This is a genomic window from Phycicoccus jejuensis, assembly GCF_000720925.1.
GTDB lineage: Bacteria > Actinomycetota > Actinomycetes > Actinomycetales > Dermatophilaceae > Phycicoccus > Phycicoccus jejuensis.
Genome location: NZ_JOEE01000005.1, coordinates 1 through 14,703, shown reverse-complemented (window position 1 = coordinate 14,703; position 14,703 = coordinate 1). Strand labels below are relative to the sequence as shown.

At 76.0% G+C, this 14,703-nt stretch carries 14 protein-coding genes; all 14 read right to left on the bottom strand.

The window, feature by feature from the left end; all coding sequences use genetic code 11:
• Positions 1-60: 60 nt before the first annotated feature.
• From IG69_RS0111200 to IG69_RS0111135, 14 genes are read right to left on the bottom strand one after another with little or no spacing between them, the layout of a single operon-like run.
• A complete protein-coding gene (locus IG69_RS0111200; protein ID WP_030528256.1) occupies positions 61-705 on the bottom strand; it encodes an NUDIX domain-containing protein in 645 nt (214 codons plus the stop codon).
• Positions 698-2,410, bottom strand: a complete 1,713-nt coding sequence (locus IG69_RS0111195) for a CTP synthase (protein WP_030528255.1) — start codon at positions 2,408-2,410, stop codon at positions 698-700. Before IG69_RS0111195 ends, IG69_RS0111200 begins: the two co-directional genes overlap by 8 nt.
• Before the next feature lie 19 nt (positions 2,411-2,429).
• Positions 2,430-3,506: a glycosyltransferase family 4 protein gene (locus IG69_RS0111190; protein ID WP_036829857.1), complete on the bottom strand. Its 1,077-nt coding sequence runs from the start codon at positions 3,504-3,506 to the stop codon at positions 2,430-2,432.
• Positions 3,503-5,140, bottom strand: a complete 1,638-nt coding sequence (gene murJ, locus IG69_RS0111185) for a murein biosynthesis integral membrane protein MurJ (protein ID WP_036829899.1) — start codon at positions 5,138-5,140, stop codon at positions 3,503-3,505. The genes IG69_RS0111190 and murJ overlap by 4 nt, the downstream gene beginning before the upstream one ends.
• Positions 5,137-5,949 (bottom strand): hypothetical protein, encoded by an 813-nt coding sequence (locus tag IG69_RS0111180; protein ID WP_030528252.1) that lies wholly within the window; start codon positions 5,947-5,949, stop codon positions 5,137-5,139. Before IG69_RS0111180 ends, murJ begins: the two co-directional genes overlap by 4 nt.
• Positions 5,946-6,914 carry a copper transporter gene (locus IG69_RS0111175; RefSeq protein ID WP_030528251.1) on the bottom strand — a complete coding sequence of 323 codons (969 nt, stop codon included), beginning with the start codon at positions 6,912-6,914 and terminating at the stop codon, positions 5,946-5,948. The genes IG69_RS0111180 and IG69_RS0111175 overlap by 4 nt, the downstream gene beginning before the upstream one ends.
• Positions 6,911-8,095 carry a putative cytokinetic ring protein SteA gene (gene steA, locus IG69_RS0111170; protein WP_030528250.1) on the bottom strand — a complete coding sequence of 395 codons (1,185 nt, stop codon included), beginning with the start codon at positions 8,093-8,095 and terminating at the stop codon, positions 6,911-6,913. Before steA ends, IG69_RS0111175 begins: the two co-directional genes overlap by 4 nt.
• Before the next feature lie 14 nt (positions 8,096-8,109).
• The gene (gene recN / locus IG69_RS0111165) at positions 8,110-9,798 is read right to left on the bottom strand and encodes a DNA repair protein RecN (protein ID WP_030528249.1); all 1,689 of its coding nucleotides are present in this window, start codon (positions 9,796-9,798) and stop codon (positions 8,110-8,112) included.
• The gene (locus tag IG69_RS0111160) at positions 9,795-10,730 is read right to left on the bottom strand and encodes an NAD kinase (protein ID WP_030528248.1); all 936 of its coding nucleotides are present in this window, start codon (positions 10,728-10,730) and stop codon (positions 9,795-9,797) included. The genes recN and IG69_RS0111160 overlap by 4 nt, the downstream gene beginning before the upstream one ends.
• A gap of 2 nt (positions 10,731-10,732) precedes the next feature.
• A complete protein-coding gene (locus tag IG69_RS0111155; protein WP_030528247.1) occupies positions 10,733-11,539 on the bottom strand; it encodes a TlyA family RNA methyltransferase in 807 nt (268 codons plus the stop codon).
• 1 nt (position 11,540) lies between these two features.
• Positions 11,541-11,717, bottom strand: a complete 177-nt coding sequence (locus tag IG69_RS22120) for a hypothetical protein (protein WP_157577526.1) — start codon at positions 11,715-11,717, stop codon at positions 11,541-11,543.
• On the bottom strand, positions 11,714-12,511 hold the full coding sequence (locus tag IG69_RS23120; RefSeq protein WP_051750459.1) for a hypothetical protein: 798 nt from the start codon (positions 12,509-12,511) through the stop codon (positions 11,714-11,716). The genes IG69_RS22120 and IG69_RS23120 overlap by 4 nt, the downstream gene beginning before the upstream one ends.
• Before the next feature lie 47 nt (positions 12,512-12,558).
• Complete coding sequence (locus IG69_RS0111140) at positions 12,559-13,503, bottom strand: HAD-IIA family hydrolase (RefSeq protein ID WP_157577524.1); 945 nt, start codon at positions 13,501-13,503, stop codon at positions 12,559-12,561.
• Positions 13,500-14,192 (bottom strand): tetratricopeptide repeat protein, encoded by a 693-nt coding sequence (locus IG69_RS0111135; protein ID WP_030528244.1) that lies wholly within the window; start codon positions 14,190-14,192, stop codon positions 13,500-13,502. The genes IG69_RS0111140 and IG69_RS0111135 overlap by 4 nt, the downstream gene beginning before the upstream one ends.
• Between the last annotated feature and the right edge of the window lie 511 nt (positions 14,193-14,703).

Below are 14,703 nucleotides of genomic sequence, written 5' to 3'. Positions count from 1 at the left end.
CTCATCGTCCCACGCCCCGGTGACTCCCACGAGTCGCCCCGTACCCCGGAGGGTGACCGCTCACACCCTCCGGCGTCGCCCCGGGCTGCGCGCGGGCCACGGCGCGTCGGCGGGGCGCAGGCCCGCCCAGCCGCGGGCGCGCAGGGCCTCGGCGGCCAGCACGGCGATGACGAGCGTCGGGCCGTGCAGCCGGCCGGCGAGCACGCCCTCGACGAGCTCGTCGAGGGGGACGCGGCGCACCGGCATCCCGAGCTCCTCCCCCGTCCGGGCGTGCCGTTCGGCCTCCGGCACCTCGGCGAGGTCGCGGGCGAGGAAGACCCGCACCCCCTCGGAGGACCCGCCGGGCGAGGCCCAGTGGTCGACGAGCGTGGACCAGGAGCGGGCCGTGAGGTCGGCCTCCTCGTGCAGCTCGCGCGCCGCGGTGAGGTGGGGCGCCTCGCCGTCGACGTCGAGCAGGCCCGCCGGGATCTCCCAGCCGAGCGCCCCGACCGGGTGCCGGTACTGCTGGATGACGACCGCCCGGTCCTGCTCGTCGAGCGCGAGGATCGCGACCGCGCCGGTGTGCTCGACGTAGTCACGGACGACGACGCCGCCCTCGCCGAGGTCGACCTCGTCGGTGCGCACGTCCCAGACGCGTCCCTCGAAGGCGAGCCGCGAGCCGCGGACCGGCCGCCGGCCGAGGACGTCCTCGAGCGGCTCAGGCACGCGCGTCGGCCGGCTCGGCGCTGCGCGGCCGCTCGACCTCGACGAGGCGCGACGCGCGCTGCTCCTCGATGGCCGCGCCGACGAGCCCGGCGAACAGCGGGTGCGCGCGGGTCGGCCGCGACTTGAACTCGGGGTGCGCCTGGGTCGAGACGTAGTACGGGTGCACCTCGCGCGGCAGCTCGACGAACTCGACGAGCCCGAGCTCGGGGTGGGTCCCGCTGATGACGAGCCCGGCGTCCTCGAGCTGCGCACGGTAGCCCTCGTTGACCTCGTAGCGGTGACGGTGGCGCTCGTCGGCGCTCGTGGACCCGTAGGCCTGCGCGACGACCGACCCGGCCTTGAGGTCCGCCCGCTGGCTGCCGAGGCGCATCGTGCCACCGAGGTCGCCGGCGCCCTCGACGAACGCCTTCTGCTCCTCCATCGTCGCGATGACCGGGGCGGGGCTGTCGGGGTCGAACTCGGTCGAGCTCGCGCCGTCGATGCCGGCGACGGAGCGTGCGTACTCGATGACCATGCACTGCAGGCCGAGGCAGATGCCGAGGGTCGGGACCCCGTGGGTGCGCGCCCAGCGCAGGGCGCCGACCTTGCCCTCGATGCCCCGGACGCCGAAGCCGCCCGGCACGAGGACGGCGTCGACCCCGCCGAGCGCGCGCTGCGCCCCCGCGTCGGTCGAGCAGTCGTCGGAGGCGACCCAGCGGATGTTGACCTTGGCGTCGTGGTGGAAGCCGCCGGCGCGGAGGGCCTCGGTCACCGAGAGGTAGGCGTCGGGCAGGTCGATGTACTTGCCGACGAGCGCGACCTCGACCTCGTGCTCGGGGTGGTGCACGCGCTCGAGGAGGGTGTCCCACTGGGTCCAGTCGACGTCGCGGAAGACGAGGCCGAGCCGGCGCACGACGTAGGCGTCGAGGCCCTCGCGGTGCAGCACCTTGGGGATGTCGTAGATGCTCGGGGCGTCGACGGCCGCGGCGACGGCCTCGTTGTCGACGTCGCACATGAGGCTGATCTTGCGCTTGATCGACTCGGGCAGCTCGCGGTCGGCGCGCAGGACGAGCGCGTCGGGCTGGATGCCGACCTGCCGCAGCGCGGCGACGGAGTGCTGGGTCGGCTTGGTCTTCAGCTCCCCGCTCGGCGCGAGGTAGGGCACGAGCGAGACGTGGAGGAAGAAGACGTTGTCGCGGCCGAGGTCGTGGCGCACCTGGCGGGCGGCCTCGAGGAAGGGCAGCGACTCGATGTCGCCGACGGTGCCGCCGATCTCGGTGATGATGACGTCGGGCGCGTCGGCGTCCTCGACACCCGGGGAGCCCGCGGCCTGCGCCCGCATCCGCTCCTTGAGCTCGTTCGTGATGTGCGGGATGACCTGGACGGTGTCGCCGAGGAACTCGCCGCGGCGCTCCTTGGTGATGACCCGGTTGTAGACCTGCCCGGTCGTGACGTTCGCGCTGCCCTTGAGGTTGACGTCGAGGAAGCGCTCGTAGTGGCCGATGTCGAGGTCGGTCTCGGCGCCGTCGTCGGTGACGAAGACCTCACCGTGCTGGAACGGGTTCATCGTCCCGGGGTCGACGTTGAGGTAGGGGTCGAGCTTCTGCATCGTCACCCGCAAACCGCGGGCGCGGAGCAGGTGCCCCAGGCTCGAGGCGGTGAGCCCCTTGCCGAGCGAGGAGGCGACGCCTCCGGTCACGAAGATCTGTTTCGTCGTCTGGAGCACCACGGGCTTCAACGATACGTCATGCCGCGCCCACCCCGCGGTAGGTGTCGAGGACGGCGGCCAGCGCGTCGGCGTCGGAGGGCAGGTGGTCGGCCCGTTCGACGGCCTTGGAGCGCAGGTCGTCGCGCACCGCGCCGTGCGTCACGACGTCGCGGATGGCCCGGGAGAGCGAGGTCGCGTCGTCGACGGGGACGAGGACGGCGGCGTCGCCGACGACCGCCCCGGTGCCGCCGGCGTCCGTCGCGACGATGGCCGCGCCGGCGTGCAGGGCCTCCTGGAGCCCGACGGGCTGGCCCTCCCACACCGCGCTGGAGACCACGACGTCGGCGGCGGCGAGCAGGTCCGGGACGTCGCCCCGGCGCCCGAGCAGGCGCACCGGCAGCGCCTCGGCGTCGATCCGGCGCTGGAGCTCGTCGTGCTGGGGCCCCTCCCCCGCGACGACCGTCACGAGGTCGAGGTCGGTGAGCTCGCGGTGCGCGTCGAGGAGCCGGTGCAGCCCCTTCTGCGGGGCCAGGCGTGCGAGGACGACACCGAGCGAGGTCCGGGCGTCGAGCCCGAGCTCGGCCCGCACGGCGTACCGGTCGCGCCGGGCCGGCTGGAACGGCGGCGCCGGGACGACGGCGAGGCCGGTGCGCCGGGCGCCGAGCCGGGCGGCCCGTTGGACGAGGTCGGCCGAGACGCCGAGCACCGCGTCCGACCCGCGCGCGACGACGCGCTCGAGGCCGGCGTAGACGGCCGCGGACAGCCGGCCCGCCGGCGCCGCGTTGTGCAGGGTCGTGACGACGGGGACCCCGCTGCGCGCCGCGGCCAGCACGGCCACGGCGCCGGCACGCAGGCCGTGGGCGTGGACCACGTCGGCGCCGCGCACCGGGCCGGCGAGGGACCGGACGGCCGCGGCGTCGCGGGCCGGGTGCGGCCGGTCGGAGAGGTCGAGCTCGACGAGCGTGGCGGACTCCAGGAGCGAGAAGCGGTCGGCGGCCTCGGCGGGCGCCGCGACGACGACCTGGTGGCCGTCGGCCTCGAGCAGCCGGGCGAGGGCGCGCACGTGGGTGCCCACGCCCCCGGCGCTCGTCCCCATGACCAGGAGCACCTTCACGTCGTGTCCTCTCCTCCCCGACGGCGGCGGGCCCGGCCTCGGTCGCGGACGGCCCCCATCGCCCGACGGTCACCGTAGAAGATCGCGAGCAGTCCTGTCATCAGCGCCGCGCCGCCGGCCGCGAGGCCCCAGAGCACGGCGTCGAGCAGCCCGTCGTAGGTCCGGCCGCGGGTCACGAGGTCGCCGACGACGAGCGCGAGGGCGAGGGCCACGACCGCCGCTCCGGTGGTGCGGGCGAGGCCCCGGGTCACCTCGGGCGCCCAGCTACGGCGCACGAGGACGACGAGGAGGACCGCCGCGAGGGTCATCCCGAGGGTCGAGGAGAGCCCGACCCACCGCAGGGTCGTCGCGGCCCCGCGGTCCGGGCCGACGAGGACGAGCGGCAGGAGCGCGGCGACCGCCCAGCCGAGCGACACCGCCATCGCGGCGTCGAGGGGGCGGCCGCGAACGTAGAGGGCCCGGGTCAGCAGGGCGGTGAGCCCGAAGCCGACGACCCCGGGCGCGAACGCGGTGAGGCTGGGGGCGAGGGCGGCGAGGGCCTCGGGGCTGGCGCCCTGGGCGCCCTGGCGGGCGTCGAGGACGGTGAAGAAGGCCCCGATGGGCGGCGCGGCGGCGACGAGCATCCCGGCGGCGAGCGCGGTGAGGACGAGCACGGCCCGCAGCGACCGGGCCAGCGTCGCGCTGGAGTCCTCGCCCGCCCCGGTGCTCGTCGCGAGCGCCGGGAAGGCGCTCGTCGCCACGGGCACGGCGAGGACCGCGTACGGGAGGAGGTAGACCGCCTGCGCGTACTGGTAGACGGCGAACGCACCGTCGGTGCCCGAGTGGTTGGCCAGCCACATCGTCACGAGCACCGCGACCTGCTGGGCCCCGAGGGCGAGCACCCCGGCGCCGGCGAGGGCCCGGATGCGGACGGCGTCCTCGCGCTCGAGGCGCAGCCCGGGCCGCCAGCGCCAGCCGGTGGCGAGCGCCGGGACGAGCAGGGGCAGGGAGAGCACGACGACCCCGAGCGTCGTGCCCCAGCCGAGGACGGCGATGGCGTCGTCGCCGACGGCCGAGGGGGCGGTGGCTCCCCCGGTCAGGTGGCCGTACCAGAGGTAGGAGCCGAGGACGACGACCGAGGAGACGAGGGGCGCGAGAGCGGCGGCGAGGAAGCGACGGTGCGCCTGCAGCAGCCCGACGAGGATGATCCCGACGCCGTAGAGCGGCACCTGGACCGAGAAGATGCGCAGCAGCGTCGTCGCGACGTCGTGGGTGCGGGGGTCGTACGCGCGCACGAGCCAGTCGGCCAGCAGCGGGGCCGCGAGCCACAGCAGCGCCCCGAGCGGGACGAGGACGACGAGCGCCCAGCTGAGGAGCACCGACGCGAGCCGGTCGGCGTGCTCGCGCTCCCCCGCCCCGAGCCGGTGGGCGATGAGGGGGACGGCGACGGCGGCGAGCACACCTCCGGCGGCGACCTCGAAGAGGACGTTGGGGATGGCGTTGACGCTCTGGTAGACCGACCCCACGCCCTCGGCCCGCACCGAGCCGGCGAAGACGAGGATCCGGGTGAAGCCGGCGGCCCGGGCCAGGAGGGTGACGGCGGCGATGAGCCCGGCCGCCCCGGCGATGCCGAGGGCCGCGCGCTGGCGGGTCATCGGGCGGGCCGGCCCCACGCGTCGAGCTCGCGCAGGCCCGGCGTGGACTCGATGACGGCGGTGAAGCTGACCCTCTCGGAGGCGAGCGTCGCGGCGACGAGCACCGCGAGGGCGGCGAGCCGTCCACGGCGCCCGCAGCGCTCCAGCAGGGCCGCGCCCACGAGGGCGCCGGCCGCGTTGGCCCCGGTGTCCCCGAGCATCGCGCGACCGGCCAGGTCGGGGCGCACGGTGCCGAGGGAGGCGCCGACGGCGGCGGCCGCCGCGCCGGCGCCGCGCCCGTCGGAGGCCAGGGTGAGCGGCAGCGCCGCGAGGGTCGTCGCCTTGAGGGCGCGCCCGGGGCGCAGGTCGAGCAGGTTGGCGACGTTGGCGGCACCGGCCACGACCGCGCCGCCGACGAGGGTGTCGAGCGCTCCGACGTCGTCGCGGCCCCGGTCGGTCAGCGCGGCCGCGACGAGACCGGTGAGGGCCAGTCCGCCGATCTTGACGGCGCCCGTCGTCAGCTCGCCGCGCGCGGCGGCGCCGAGGTGCCCGCGCAGGCCCTTGGACGAGCCGTCGCCGGCGAGGTCGTCGAGCGCCCCGAAGGCGCCGGCACCGGCGGCCGCCACGGCACCCGGGAGGGAGCCGCCCGCGGCGGCGCCGGCCGCACCGGCGAGGACCCAGGCCGGGCCCTCCAGCAGGGTCACGGGGTCACCGGCGTGGTTGGTCCGGGTCCAGCGCGGCGAGCGGACCGCGCGCGTCATCGCGGCGAAGGACGCCGCGCCCGCGGAGGTGCCGACGACCCCGGCCGCGAGCCGGCGGAGCGGGGTCACGAGGTGGCGGCCGACGCGGGGACGGGCGCGTACGCGGCGTCGGTGCCGGCCCCGAGCCCGTACTGGCCGGCGCTGCCACCGTCCTGCTGGACGAGCGCGAACACGACGCTCGCGACGCCGAGCGGCGACCCGGCGTCGTCGACCGAGGAGACCTCGCGGGTCGCGGCCGCGGTGTCGCGCAGGACGGTGAGGACCGGGGTGCCGTCGGCCTGGGCCGCGAGGTCGTCGGCGACGACGACGCCGCGTGAGCGGGCGTCGAGTGCCGAGGCGAGGGCGACCCACTGCTGCGCGGTCGCGGTGCGGGCCGAGGAGTCGCCGTCGGAGACCGTGCCCGACACGACGACGACGAGGTCGGCCCGCGAGAAGGACTCGGCGTCGAGCGAGACGAGCCCGGCGTCGGCGAGCGCCTGGAGCCCGGTGCGGGCGGTGCTGTCGTCGGGGCCGTCGTCCCCCGCCGGCGCCGTGCGGGCCAGCAGGGTCGCGAGCAGGAGGTCGCGGGGCGCGGCGGAGCCGGACGAGGTGTCGACGCCGGTGCTCGTGGCGACCTGCCCGACGACCTCGTCGCGCGCGGCCACCGTCTTGGCGTTGGTGCTCACCCAGTCCTCGGTGACCGTCGTCGTCGACGTGACGCGCGAGCCCGCGGTGCCGAGGGCGGCGGTGACGGACTCGCTGACGGCGGCGTCCGAGCCGGGCATGACGACGACGGCGACGGTGCGGTCGCGCAGCGCACCCCCGTAGACCCGCCCGGAGACGGCGTCGAGGAAGGAGTCGCGCGCCTCGGTGCCGGCGCGGGCGGTCGTCAGCTGCTCGTTGAGGTCGGCCTTGTCGGTGCGCAGACCGGCGATCTCGTTCTGCAGCGTCGAGCCGATCTCGCCCTGGAGCGGGCCGGCGCCGAGCACGATCCCCACCGCCAGGGCGAGGAAGATCGAGACGATCGAGACGATGTGGTAGCGGAAGTCGATCACCCGAGCACTCCTCCGAGGGCGGTCCACAGGTCGTCGACCTTCGCGGCGAGGACCTGGAGCAGCGCGCGTCCACCGGTGGTGGACCACAGCGCCGCGCCGAGCGCGAAGACGGCGACGCACAACATGAGCACGATGCTCGGCGACGAGATGCGTGCGCGGTACAGGCGGCTCACGCCCTTGGCGTCGACGAGCTTGCCGCCGACGCGCAGGCGCGTGAGGAACGTGCTGGCCATCCCCGAGCGGCCCTTGTCGAGGAACTCGACGAGGGTGACGTGGGTGCCGACGGCGACGATGAGCTCGGCGCCCTTGTCGTCGGCGAGGAGCATCGCGACGTCCTCGCTCGTGCCGGTGGCGGGGAAGACGACGGGGTCGACGCCGAGCGCGCGCACCCGCTCGACCCCGGGGGCGTTGCCGTCGCGGTAGGCGTGGACGACGATCTCGGCGCCGCTGGTCAGCGCGCCGTCGGAGACCGAGTCCATGTCGCCGACGATCATGTCGGGGGTGTGCCGGGCCTCGATGAGCGCGTCGGCGCCGCCGTCGACGCCGATGAGGACCGGCTTGTACTCGCGGATGTAGGACCTCAGCATCTCGAGGTCCTCCTTGTAGTGGTAGCCGCGCACGACGATGAGCGCGTGCCGACCGTCGAGGTCGGTGCGCACGTCCGGGACACCGACCCCGTCGAAGAGGAGCTCACGTTCCTTGCGCAGGTAGTCCATCGTGTTCTCGGCGAAGGCCTCGATCTCGGCCGACAGGCCGGCGCGCGCGGCGGTCATCGCCTCCTGCACCGCGTCCGAGGTGAGGAGCACGCCGTCCCCGACGGGTTCGCCGTCCGCGAGCAGGCGTCCGTCCTCGAGGCGCAGCGACGTGCCGTCCTTGATGGCCATGACATCGGGGCCGGCGGCGTCCAGGAGCGGGATACCCGCCTCGACGAGGATCTCCGGGCCGAGGTTCGGGTAGCGCCCCGAGATCGAGGAGGCGGCGTTGACGACCGCGACCGGGCGGCACGCGACGAGCGCCTCGGCGCTGACGCGGTCGATGTCCTCGTGGTCGATGACGGCGACGTCGCCCGGCTTGAGCCGCTTCGTGAGGTTCTTCGTGCGCCGGTCGACGCGCGCGGGGCCGGATCCCTCGGTGGGGTCCCGGTCGCGGCGGCTCGTCAGGCGGATGGACATCTGCCCCATCGTGCCAGATGCGTTCAGGCGCGAGCGCGCGCCATCAGGTCGCGCGCGTGCTCGAGGGCGGCGTCGGTGCCGGAGCCCCCGAGCATCCGCGCGAGCTCCGCGACGCGGTCCTCCCCCTCGACGGCGTGGACCATGCTGCGGGTCACGTGCCCGTCGACGGACTTCTCGACGACGAGGTGGCGGTCGGCGTGGGCGGCGACCTGCGCAAGGTGGGTGACGACGACGACCTGGGCGTGCCGGGCGAGGGCGGCCAGCCGTGCGCCGACGTCGAGCGCCGCGCGTCCGCCCACGCCGGCGTCGACCTCGTCGAAGACGAAGGTCGGCACGGAGGTGCCGGCGTCGGCGGTCGCGACCTCGAGGGCGAGCATGACCCGCGAGAGCTCACCGCCCGAGGCGGCCTTGGTGACCGAGCGCGGGGTCGTGCCCGGCCCGGCGGCCAGGCGCACCTCGACGGTGTCGCGCCCGTCGGCGCCGAAGCGCCCGGAGTCCTCGACGGCGACGGTGACGGTGGCCGAGCCCATCGCGAGGTGGGCGAGCTCGGCGGTGATGCGGGTGCCGAGCGCCTCCGCGGCGCTGCGGCGGGCGGCCGAGAGCGCCTCGGCCGCGTCCGCGCGCCGGGTGGTGAGGTCCTCGAGCCGGGCCGCGAGCTCCTCGATGCGGTCGCCGGTGCTCTCGAGCTCGGCGACCCGGACCGCGGCGCGTCCACCCCAGGCGATGACGTCGTCGACGCCGGGCCCGTAGAGGCGGGTCAGCTCGGTGAGGGCTGCGCGCCGCTGCTGCACCTGCTCGAGGCGGGCGGGGTCGACGTCGGCGTCCGCGAGGTAGGCCCCGAGGTCGGCGGCGACGTCGGCCGCGAGGTAGCGCAGCTCGTCGACCCGGGCACCGAGCGCGGCGAGGGCGGGGTCGGCCGCCGACGCGTGGGCGATGCGCGCCGACGCCGCACCGAGCGCCTCGAGGACGGCCGGCGTCTCGAGGGCGGTGTCGCTCTCGCCGCTGAGGATCTCGTGGGCGGCGCCCGCCGCGTCGCGCAGCTCCTCGGCGTGGCCGAGCCGCTCGGACTCGGCGCGCAGGTCGTCGTCCTCGCCCGGCTGCGGGTCGAGGGCCTCGATGCGCTCGAGCCCGACGCGCAGCGACTCCGCCTCGCGGGCGCGCTCCTCGGCGGCCGTCCGCAGGGCGGCGAGCTCGGCCTCGACGGCGACGAGCTCGGTGTGCGCCTCGCGGTAGGTGGCGAGGGCGGCGGCGACCGTGTCGCCACCGAACGCGTCGAGGACCTCGCGGTGCTCGTCGGCCCGGCGCAGCCGCCATTGGTCGGCCTGCCCGTGGACGGCCACGAGGTGCTCGGCGAGGTCGCCGAGCACGCCGACCGGCGCGGCCCGCCCTCCGACGTGGGCGCGGGAGCGCCCGTCGGCCTGGACGGTGCGGACGAGGACGAGCCCGTCCGCGACGTCGGCGCCCGCCTGCGCGGCCCGCACCATCGCGGGATGCGCCGCGGGCAGGTCGACGACGCCCTCGACGACGGTGCGGTCGGTGCCGGTCCGCACGAGCCCGGAGTCGCCGCGGCCGCCGAGGAGGAGGCCGAGGCCGGTGACGACCATCGTTTTGCCGGCGCCGGTCTCGCCGGTCAGCACGGTGAGGCCGGGGTGCAGCGGCAGCACGGCGTCGTCGATGACGCCGAGGTCGCGGATGCGGATCTCCTCGATCACCGGTCGGTGCCCTGGGTCGCCTGGCGCTGACGGGCCGCGCCGCGCCAGCCGTGGACGGGCAGCGCGAACTTCTCGACGAGCCGGTCGGTGAAGGCGCCGGTGCCCAGGCGCGCGAGGCGCACCGGCTGCTCGGAGCGCTGGACCTCGACCTGGGCGCCGGGCGGCAGGGAGACGGCGCGGCGACCGTCGCACCACAGCACGGCGGCGGCGTCGGAGTCCGCGAGCAGCTGCACCGCGAGGTGCGAGCGGGGACCGACGACGACGGGGCGGGCGAAGAGGGCGTGCGCACTGATGGGGACGAGCAGCAGCGCCTCGACGTCGGGCCAGACGACCGGGCCGCCGGCCGAGAACGCGTACGCGGTGGAGCCGGTCGGGGTGGCGACGACCACGCCGTCGCAGCCCCACGTCGACAGGGGTCGCCCGTCGATCTCGACGGTCAGCTCGAGCATCCGCTCGCGGGCGGCCTTCTCGACCGAGACGTCGTTGAGGGCCCACGACGAGAACACGGTCGCACCGTCGCGCCGGACGGTGACCTCGAGGGTGAGTCGCTCCTCGACGGTGTAGTCGCGGGCGCAGATGCGCTCGACCGTCGCGTCGAGGTCGTCGCGCTCGGCCTCGGCGAGGAAGCCGACGTGGCCGAGGTTGACCCCGAGCAGCGGGACGCCCGAGCCGCGGGAGAGCTCGGCGCCGCGCAGGATCGTGCCGTCGCCACCGAGCACGCAGACGAGCTCGCAGCCGATGTCGGGCTCGTCCTCGGGGATGGCGCCGACGCCCTCGACCCGCGACAGCGGCGTACCCACGAGGTCGGACTCCGGTGCGCAGACACCGATCCCGGCGGACAGCAGGCGCGTCGCGACGGCGGCCGCGAGCTCCTGGGCGTCGGCGCGGGACGCGTGCGTCACGAGGAGCACACGTCGGGTCGGACCGGTCATCGTCAGCCTCCGCCCTGCTCGGTCAGCGCCCGCACGCTCGCGCGGACCTCCTCGAGGCTCATTGTGTCCGACGGGTCCGACCGCGCCCACAGGAGGTACTCGACGTTGCCCGTGCTGCCCGCGATCGGGCTCGGGGCGATGGCCCGGGTGTGCAGCCCGACCCCGAGGAACGCTCCGTGGACCGCCTCGATCGCGACGGCCCGGTCGGCGGGGGACGTGACGAGGCCGCCGCGCCCGAGCTTGGCCCGACCCACCTCGAACTGGGGCTTGACGAGGACGACGACGTCGCCGTCGTCGGTCACGAGGCCGGCGAGCTCGGCGGCGACGAGGGTGAGCGAGATGAAGGAGAGGTCGGCGACGACGAGGTCCGCGCGGCCCCCGACGGCGTCCGCGGTGAGGCCGCGCACGCTCGTGCCCGGCCGGTCCTCGACGCGGGGGTCGTCCGCGAGCTCCGCGACGAGCTGCCCGTGCCCGACGTCGACCGCGACGACGTGCGCGGCGCCGTGCGCGAGGAGCACCTGGGTGAAGCCCCCCGTCGACGCCCCGACGTCGAGGCAGCGCGCTCCGTCGGCGGTCAGCCCGCGCGGGCCCCAGAGCGAGAGGGCCGCGAGCAGCTTGTGCGCCGCCCGCCCCACCCAGCGGGGGGCCGCGGCGTCGACCTCGAGCGCGGTCTCGGGCTCGACGGGGGTCGAGGGCTTGCGGGCCGGCTCGCCGTCGACCCGCACGAGGCCGTCGGCGACGAGGTCACGGGCCTCCCCGCGCGAGCGGGCCAGGCCGCGCCGGACGAGCTCGGCGTCGAGTCGCGCGATGTCAGCCGCCCAGGTCGCCGAGGCGTTGGCGCAGCGTGCGCTGGACCTCCTCGCCGGCCGCGAGCCGGCCGTCGAGGTCGTCGGCCGGGACCGCGGCGAGGTCGCGCAGCGTCGCGTCGATGGCCGGGTCCCCGGTCTCGGGGGCCTCGGTCAGCGGGGCAGGGGTCTGCTCGCTCACGCAGAGCCTCCCGCCGTCTTCGTGGCCGTGGACTTCTTCGCCGGGGACTTCTTCGCCGGGGACTTCTTCGCCGGGGCCGACGTGTTCGTGGCCGTCGACGTCTTCGCGGTGGACTTCTTCTTCGCCGGGGACTTCTTCGCCGGGGCCGACGCCTTCGTCGCCGGCGACCTCTTCGCGGCGGTCTTCGCCGTGGGAGCCGACGCCTTCTTCGCGGACGTCTTCTGCGCCGAGGTCTTCGTGGCCGTCGACGTCTTCGCGGCGGCCGAGGCCCTCTTCGCCGAGGCCTTCTTCGCCGTGGTCCTCTTCGCGGGGGCCGACGACGCCGGCTTGCTCGAGGTAGCCGCGCGCCGGGTGCGCGGCGGCGCCGGGCGGGCCGGCCGGGCGGACGTCACCGGCGGCGCGGCGAGAGCGGGCTCGGCCGTCTCGACGAGGCCGGCACCCGGCAGGCCCGAGCGCATCCCCGCCGAGCGCGCGAGCTCGTCGACCCGGGCCGCGAGGCCGGCGACGGTGGCCGCGAGCCCCTGGACCTCGCCGAGCACCCGGCCGAGGTCGACCCGCTCGACCGCCGACTCGACCTCGCGCTGGACGAGGCCGACCATCTGGGCGCGGTTCTGCTCGGCCGCGGACAGCAGGTCGCCGGCGAGCTTCTCGGCCTGCTTGGCGACCTTGGACTTCGAGCCGGCGGACCCGGCGAGCACGACGATCTCGTGGGCCGCCTCGACGGCGCGGGCGCGCGTCATCTCACCGAGCCCGGAGGCGAGCTCGACGTAGGCGCGGACGGAGCGCTTGGCCATGGGGTCCTCCTGGTGTCGTGCGGCGGGTCGGCCGCGGGAGCCCCACGCTACCGGTCGGCCATCCGCTCCAGCAGGTGACGGGCCACGTCGGCCAGGCCCTCGGCACGAACGGCGTCCCCGGCGTCGTGCGCCTCGTGCACCGCACGGACGGCGTCGGCCAGCGCGTCGAGGGAGATCTCGCCGTCCTCCGGCGCGTCGTGCAGCCACCGCAAATCCGGTGCCACCCAGGTCGGGCGGCGGGAGGCGGGCGCCGCGAGCACGGCGTCGAGGTCGTCGACGCCGGTCAGCACGAGCAGCGACTCGGCCCCGGCGCTGACGGCGCCCTCGATGTCGGTGTCGAGGCGGTCCCCCACGGCGAGCACCTGCGGGGCCTCGAGCCCGAGGCGGCGCGCGGCGAGGAGGTACAGCGGCGGCCGGGGCTTACCGGCGACGTCGTCCGGCTCGTGACCCACCGCGCGGGCGACGGCGCCGACGAGCGAGCCGTTGCCGGGAGCGACGCCCCGGTCGGTCGGCAGCGTGGCGTCGGTGTTGGTGGCGACCCAGCGGGCGCCGTCCTCGACGGCGTAGGCGGCCTCGGCGAGGTCTGCGGCGGTGACGTCCAGACCGTAGCCCTGCACGACGGCGGCGACGGCGCCCTCGCCCTCGCCCACCCGCCGGACCGCCATGAAGCCGGCCTCGCCGAGCGCGTCGGCGACGCCGGCGCCCCCGACGGCCAGCACACGCGCCCATGGCTCGGTACCCGCCTCGCCCAGCAGCCACGCCGCGGCCTGGCTGCTCGTCACGACGTCCTCGGGCGCGCACTCCAGACCCAGGTCCGTCAGGTGTTGGGCGACGTCCGCGGGACGGCGGGAGGCGTTGTTCGTCGCGTAGACGACCGGACGGTCGAGGGCCGACAGCGCCTCGACCGCGTGCGGCACGGCGCTGGGGCCTCGGTAGACCACGCCGTCGAGGTCGCAGACCAGCGCGCGGTAGCGCGCGGCCAGCGTGCTCACGCGGGGGGCTCCGGCGCGAGCTCCTCGTCGTCTCCGAAGTCCTCGAGCACGACGCCGTCCAGCTCCTCGAGCCGCTCGACGGCGTCGGTCTCGAGGTCGGTGTCGGCGTCGACGACCTTGTGGAACCACTCACGGGCCTCGTCGGTGCGACCGAGGGCCAGCAGCGTGTCGGCGTAGGCGTACTGCAGACGGTGCGCACCGGCCTTGCGACCCTGCGTGAGCGCCGGCACCTGGAGTGCGAGGAGCGCCGCGTCGAGCTGACCGAGGTCGCGCCGGATGCCCGACACCACGATGGCCAGCTCCAGCCGCTCCGCGGCGGTGAGGGTCTTGGCCTCGGGGGACGACGCGAGCTCGAGAGCGCGGTCGTGCCGTCCGAGCCCTCGCTCGCAGTCGACCATGAGCGGCAGGAGGTGGGAGGACCCGCTGAGGCGACGGACCGTGCGGAACTCGGTGAGGGCCCGCGCGAAGTCGCCGGTCCGGTAGGCGACCATGCCGAGCGCCTCGCGCGCGGCGGGCACGCGGCCGGCGCGGCGGACCGCGGTCTCGGCGTGGGCCATCGCAGCGTCGATCTCGTCGGCCTCGAGCATGACGGCGACCATGACGAGGTGCTTCGCGACGCCGTCGGCGTTCTCCTTGGAGAGGGTGCGCAGCTGCTGGTGCACGCTGCGGTCGATCTCCTTGCCGGTCACCTCGTCGGGGATCCGCGGCTCGGGCAGGCGGGGGCTCTTCGGCGCGAGCCGGCTGCCACCACGCTCCTGGCCGTCGGCCGGGCGGGCGCCGCCGCCGGCACCCCGCCGGGGGTCGCCACCACCGCTGCGCGGCGGGGCTCCTGCTCCACCGCGTGCGCCCTGTCCGCGTGGACCCCCACCCTGACCGCGTCCGCCACCGCTCGCGCCCCGACGGGGGCCGCCGTGGCCTCCGCTCGAGGGGCGGCGGTCGCTGCCGCCTCGGTCGGAGCGGGACGCTCCCCCACGGCGCTGGTCGTCGTCGGACACCTGGTGGTCCTCTCGGTCGTCGGATGCCGGCAGGCGGCGCGCCAGTCTATCGACGCCACCGCGCGGGCTCGGAGAATGTCCTCCGGGACATGCTCTTTCGGACAATGAGAAAGGGCCCACCAAGTGTGTTGGTGGGCCCTTTCTGGAATGGTTGTCCGGCTGCGTCCTACTCTCCCACACCGTCACCAGTGCAGTACCATCGGCG

Coding starts and splice junctions, on each gene's coding strand:
- murJ (WP_036829899.1), bottom strand. CDS start 5,140: ATGACCCGCCAGCGCGCGGCCCTCGGCATCGCCGGGGCGGCCGGGCTC.
- steA (WP_030528250.1), bottom strand. CDS start 8,095: ATGGGGCAGATGTCCATCCGCCTGACGAGCCGCCGCGACCGGGACCCC.
- IG69_RS0111160 (WP_030528248.1), bottom strand. CDS start 10,730: ATGACCGGTCCGACCCGACGTGTGCTCCTCGTGACGCACGCGTCCCGC.
- IG69_RS23120 (WP_051750459.1), bottom strand. CDS start 12,511: ATGGCCAAGCGCTCCGTCCGCGCCTACGTCGAGCTCGCCTCCGGGCTC.